Consider the following 5800-nt stretch of genomic DNA (forward strand, 5'->3'; position numbering starts at 1 on the left):
CCCCCGCTGCCGAGCCCGGCCCCGTAGGCGGTGCGGCTCCCGCCCCGGGCCCCGTAGCCGCGGCCGCTCCCGCATCGCCCGCGTCGGGTGCCCCCGACCACGTACCCGTCGCCGCGCGGGCGACGACCCGCGCCCCCGCGTCGCACGCCGCGGCCGCCGACGGGCCCGGCGGTCCGTCCGCCACCGCGCCCGGGCCCGGCCCGGTCACTGGCCACGACCCGCCAGCCGCGGCGGCGGCCGGCCCCCGGCCCCGCGGACCGGCGGCCGGCCGGTCCGGGACCGCGCCCGCGGGCGCGGGCGGTTGCGCGCGGACCGCCGGAGGCCACCGTACGGTCGTCGTGCGGCTCGACAGCGCCGGGGACGTGCTGCTCGCCGGGCCCGCCGTGCGGGCCGTCGCCGCCGGGTCCGCGTACACCGCGCTGCTCTGCGGGCCCCTCGGCGAGCCGGCCGCCCACCTGCTGCCCGGCGTCGACGAGGTGCTCGTCCACGACGCGCCCTGGGTCGGCCTCGACCCCGCCCCCGTACGGCGCGACACCACCGACGCCCTGATCGACGCCCTCGCCGCCCGCCGCTTCGACCGCGCGCTGGTCCTCGCCTCGTACCACCAGAGCCCGCTCCCCGCGGCCCTCCTGCTGAAGCTGGCCGGCGTTCCCTGGGTGGCCGCCGACAGCGAGCACTACCCTGGCGCGCTGCTCGACCTGCGGCACCACCGGGCGCCGGGCGCCCACGAGGCGCGCGCCGCCCTCGACCTCGCCCGCGCCGCGGGGTTCGCGCTGCCCCCCGGCGACAGTGGCGCGCTGCGGATCACCGCGCCACCGGACACCACCCCGCTGACCGGGCCGGAGCCGTACGTCGTCGTGCACCCCGGGGCCGCCGTGCCGGCCCGCGCCTGGAGCCCGGAGCGGGCCGCCCGCGCGGTCGCCGCGCTCGACGCGGCCGGCCACCGCGTCGTCGTCACGGGCGGCCCCGGCGAGAAGGAGCTGACCGCCGAGGTCGCCGGCGACCGCGCCCTCGACCTCGGGGGCCGCACCGGCTTCCCGGAGCTCGCCGGGGTGCTGGCCCGGGCCCGGGCCGCCGTGCTCGGCAACACCGGCCCCGCGCATCTGGCCGCGGCCGTCGGCACCCCCGTGGCCTGCCTGTTCGCCCCCGTCGTGCCCGCGGAGCGCTGGGCGCCGTACGGCGTGCCGCACATCCTCCTCGGCCGCCCGGACGCGCCCTGCGCCGGCAGCCGGGCGCGCGTCTGCCCCGTGCCGGGCCACCCCTGTCTGGACTCCGTCACCGACCGGGAGGTGATCGACGCCGTCGAGTCGCTGTACGCGCACGACACGGGCCCCGGCGGCCCAACGGAGGTGACCGCATGAACATCCTGCTCTGGCATGTGCACGGCTCCTGGACCACCGCGTTCGTCCAAGGGCCGCACACCTACCTCGTGCCCGTGACGGCGGACCGGGGCCCCGACGGACTCGGCCGCGCGCGGACGTACGCCTGGCCCGAGTCCGTGGTGGAACGCACCCCCGGGGAACTGCGGGACGCCCCCGTGGACCTCGTGGTGCTCCAGCGGCCCCACGAGGCCGACCTCGCCGAGCGCTGGCTCGGCGGCCGGCGCCCGGGCCGCGACGTGCCCGCGGTGTACCTGGAGCACAACGCGCCGGACGGGAACGTGCCGAACACCCGCCACCCGTGCGCCGACCGGCCGGCCGGCCGCCACCGCTCCGACCGCCTCGTCCTCGTCCACGTCACGCACTTCAACCGGCTCTTCTGGGACAACGGAACCGCGCCCACGACGGTCATCGAACACGGCGTCGTCGACCCCGGCCACCTCTACGGCGGAGAGCTCGCCCGCGCCGCGGTCGTCGTCAACGACCCCGTACGGCGCGGCCGTCACACCGGCACCGATCTGCTGCCCGCGCTCAGCGAGGCCGCGCCCCTGGACGTCTTCGGCATGCGGACGGAGGGGCTCGCCGCCCACCTCGGCCTGCCCCCCGACCGCTGCCGCGGCAGCGACCTGCCCCAGGCGGACCTGCACGCCGCCATGGCCCGGCGCCGGCTGTATCTGCACCCCGTGCGCTGGACCTCCCTCGGCCTCTCCCTGCTGGAGGCCATGCACCTGGGCATGCCCGTCGTCGGCCTCGCCACCACCGAGGCCGTCGAGGCCGTGCCGCCGGACTGCGGGGTGCTCTCCACCCGCCCCGAGGTCCTCGCCGAGGCCGCCAGGACCTACCTCAACGATCCGCACGCCGCCGCCGAGCACGGGGCCCGCGCCCGCCGCGCCGCCCTCGACCGCTACGGACTCAAGCGCTTCCTCGCCGACTGGGAGCGCCTGATCGAGGAGGTGACCCGCTGATGACCCGCGACCACCGGGCCGGTGCCCTCACCATCGCGCTCGTCTCGGAGCACGCCAGCCCGCTGGCCGTGCTGGGCGGGGTGGACGCCGGCGGCCAGAACGTCCACGTCGCCCACCTGGCGGGAGCCCTCGCCGACCGCGGCCACCGCGTCGCCGTCTACACCCGCCGCGACGCGCCCGACCTCCCCGCCCGGGTGCCACTGCGGCCGGGCGTCGAGGTGCGCCACGTCCCCGCCGGCCCCGCCCGCGCGCTCCCCAAGGACGAACTGCTGCCGTACATGCCGCAGTTCGGCCGCCACCTGGAGGGCGAGTGGGAGAAGGAGCCCCCCGACCTCATCCACTCCCACTTCTGGATGTCCGGCGTCGCCGCGCTCCAGGCCACCCGCGCCCTCGACCTGCCGTTCGCCCACACCTACCACGCGCTCGGCACCGTCAAGCGGCGCCACCAGAAGGACGCCGACACCAGCCCGCCGGACCGGATCGCCTGGGAGACCAAGGTCGGTGAGGGCTGCGACCGCATCATCGCCACCTGCCACGACGAGGTCGCCGAACTCACCGCCATGGGGCTGTGCGCGGCGCGCGTGTCCGTCGTCCCCTGCGGCGTGGACACCGCGCGCTTCACCCCCGAGGGGCCCACCGTCCCCCGGACCGGCCGCCCGCTGCTGGCCCAGGTGGGCCGCCTCGTACCGCGCAAGGGCGCCGCCGTCTCCATCGAGGCCCTCGCGCTGCTGCCCGACGCCGAACTCGTCATCGCGGGCGGGCCGCCGCTCGCCCGCCTCGACGAGGACCCCGAGGCCGGGCGGCTGCGCCGGCTCGCCCACGACCTGGGCGTCACCGACCGCGTGCGGTTCACCGGAGGGCTGCCCTGCGAGGAGGTGCCCGCGCTGCTGCGCGCCGCCGACGTCGTCCTGTGCCCGGCGGACTACGAGCCCTTCGGCATCGTGCCGCTGGAGGCCATGGGCTGCGGAACGCCGGTCGTGGCCAGTGCGGTGGGCGGCCAGCAGGACACCGTCGCCGACCCGGGCACGGGGCGGCTGGTGCCGCCCGGCGACCCGCTCGCCCTGGCCGACGCCGTCGCCGGGCTGCTCGCCGACCCCGAGCACCGGGCCGCGTGTGGCGCCGCCGGCCGCCGGCGGGTGCTGACCCGCTACGGCTGGGACCGGGTGGCCGCCGCCACGGAAACCGTCTACCGCGAGGTGCTGGCGCCGCGGCCGGCGGGGACGCAGAGCGGGGTGACGGCGTGAGGGGCGGGAGCGGGGGCGAGGTCCCGGGCGCGGGCGACGCGGCCGGCCCGCCCGCCGCCGACGCGCGTACCGCCGACGAACCCGCCGCCGACGCGCGTACCGCCGGCCCGCCCGCCGCCGACGCACCCGCCCACGCCGCGCGCACCCGCGCACGGCACGCGAGCAGACCACACAGGGGGCACGGACCGCGACACCGTCCGTCCACGCCGGGAGGCCCGACCGCCATGACCGATCCACTGCGCACCGACACCCTGCGCGCCGCCCAGGCGCACTGCCAGTCCCTCCAGGAGGCCCTGGTCCGCTTCCGCGACCACGGCCTGGGCCAGATCACCGAGTGGGGCCGGCACCTCGCCGCCGTCCTCCCCGTCGGCGGCCGGCTGCTCGCCGCCGGCAACGGCGGCAGCGCCGCCCAGGCCCAGCACCTCACCGCCGAACTCGTCGGCCGCTACCAGCGCGAGCGGCCCGCGTACTCCGCCATCGCCCTGCACGCCGACACCTCCAGCGTCACCGCCATCGGCAACGACTACGGCTACGACGACGTCTTCGCCCGGCAGGTCGCCGCGCACGGCAGACCGGGGGACGTGCTCGTCCTGCTCTCCACGTCCGGCCGCAGCGGGGCCTGAGGCCCTGAGGCCCTGAGGCCCTGAGGACGAGCCTCCTCGATCACCCAGGACCGCATCGGCCCCGGCCCGTACCCGTATCGCCCGTACCGCCCCCGACCGGAGGTTTCCATGGCCGCCCAGCGCCCGCTCGTCGTCGTCGGCGACGTGCTGCTCGACACGGACATCGACGGCGAGGCCACCCGCCTCGCGCCCGACGCGCCCGCCCCGGTCGTCGATGTCACCGCCGAGCGCAGCCGCCCCGGCGGAGCGGGGCTGGCCGCCGCGCTGGCCGCCCGCACCGGCCGTGAGGTCGTCCTCGTCACCGCGCTCGGCGAGGACGCCGCCAGCGGGACCGTCCGGGACGCGCTGCGGCCCCGCGTCCGGCTGGTCGCCCTGCCCCTCGACGGCACCCTGCCCGTCAAGACGCGGGTACGGGCGGCGGGCCGGCCGCTGGTGCGCGTCGACCGCGGCGGCGGCACCCCGGGGCCGCCCGGCGAGACGGCCCGGGCGGCCCTGCGAGAAGCACTGCGGGAGGCCGCGGCCGTCCTGGTCGCCGACTACGGCCGGGGCACCGCCGACGCCGTACGGGAGCACCTGGCCGAGGCCGCCCACCGGGCACCCGTCGTCTGGGACCCGCACCCCCGGGGCGGGCCGCCCGTGCCGGGGGTCCGGCTGGCCACTCCCAACGCGGCGGAGGCCCGCGCCCTCGTACCGGCCGGGGGAGTGGACGACTCCCTGCGCGCCCACGGCCACCGGGGCGCCGAACTGGCGCGGCGCTGGCGCGCGGCGGCCGTCGCGGTGACCCTGGGCGCGCGCGGCGCCCTGCTGACGCGCGAGGGCGGCGACGCGCCCTTGTACGTGCCAGCGCCGCAGCGCGCGGACGGCGACCCCTGCGGCGCGGGGGACTGCTTCGCCGCGACCGCCGCCGTGGCGCTCGCCGCGGGTGGCCTGCCGGAGGAGGCCGTCGAACGGGCGGTCACCGAGGCGGCCGCGTTCGTCGCGGCCGGCGGCGCGGGGGCGACCGCGCTGTGGGACGAGCCGGACGTCCCGGACCCGGCGCACGGGCTTCCGCTCCCGTACGGCCCGGGGGGACCGGGCCCGCACCACATGGCCGATCCGCTGGCCCTGGCCGCGGCGGTACGCGCCCGCGGGGGTACGGTCGTCGCCACCGGCGGCTGCTTCGACCTGCTCCACGCGGGCCATGTGGGCCTGCTGCAGAACGCCCGCCGCACCGGCGACTGCCTCATCGTGTGCGTCAACTCCGACGCGTCCGTCCGCCGGCTGAAGGGCCCGGGGCGGCCCCTCAACCCCGTCGCCGACCGCGTCCGCGTGCTCTCCGGCCTCGGTTGCGTGGACGCCGTCGCCGTGTTCGACGAGGACACCCCCGAGGCGCTGCTGCGCCGGCTGCGGCCGCACATCTGGGTCAAGGGCGGCGACTACAGCGCGGACGCGCTCCCCGAGGCGGCGGCCCTGCGTGCCTGGGGCGGCCAAGCGCTCGTCCTGCCCTACCTGGACGGCCGCTCCACCACGGAACTGGCCCGCCGCGCGGCCCGCGGGCCGGCAGGTTGCGCGGGTCCCCGCTCCGGGCCGGTGGTGGGACGGGCCACCAC

The 5800-nt window shown here is 78.9% G+C and carries 4 protein-coding genes and 1 pseudogene; all 5 read left to right on the forward strand.

The genetic code is table 11. From position 1 onward, the window contains the following. Positions 1-338 precede the first annotated feature (338 nt). Complete coding sequence (locus ACSNOD_RS27330) at positions 339-1361, forward strand: glycosyltransferase family 9 protein (RefSeq protein ID WP_436769744.1); 1023 nt, start codon at positions 339-341, stop codon at positions 1359-1361. Beyond that, complete coding sequence (locus ACSNOD_RS27335; RefSeq protein WP_436769745.1) at positions 1358-2344, forward strand: glycosyltransferase; 987 nt, start codon at positions 1358-1360, stop codon at positions 2342-2344. The genes ACSNOD_RS27330 and ACSNOD_RS27335 overlap by 4 nt, the downstream gene beginning before the upstream one ends. After that, positions 2344-3588, forward strand: coding sequence for a glycosyltransferase (locus tag ACSNOD_RS27340; RefSeq protein WP_436769746.1), 1245 nt, complete (start codon positions 2344-2346; stop codon positions 3586-3588). The genes ACSNOD_RS27335 and ACSNOD_RS27340 overlap by 1 nt, the downstream gene beginning before the upstream one ends. A gap of 224 nt (positions 3589-3812) precedes the next feature. Further along, positions 3813-4202: pseudogene (locus tag ACSNOD_RS27345) on the forward strand (D-sedoheptulose-7-phosphate isomerase); the annotation flags it as partial. 117 nt (positions 4203-4319) lie between these two features. Further along, the coding region (gene rfaE2, locus ACSNOD_RS27350) for a D-glycero-beta-D-manno-heptose 1-phosphate adenylyltransferase (RefSeq protein ID WP_436769747.1) at positions 4320-5800 on the forward strand (1481 nt) is incomplete at its 3' end.

The sequence above is a fragment of the Streptomyces sp. URMC 123 genome, assembly GCF_051386515.1.
Lineage (GTDB): Bacteria > Actinomycetota > Actinomycetes > Streptomycetales > Streptomycetaceae > Streptomyces.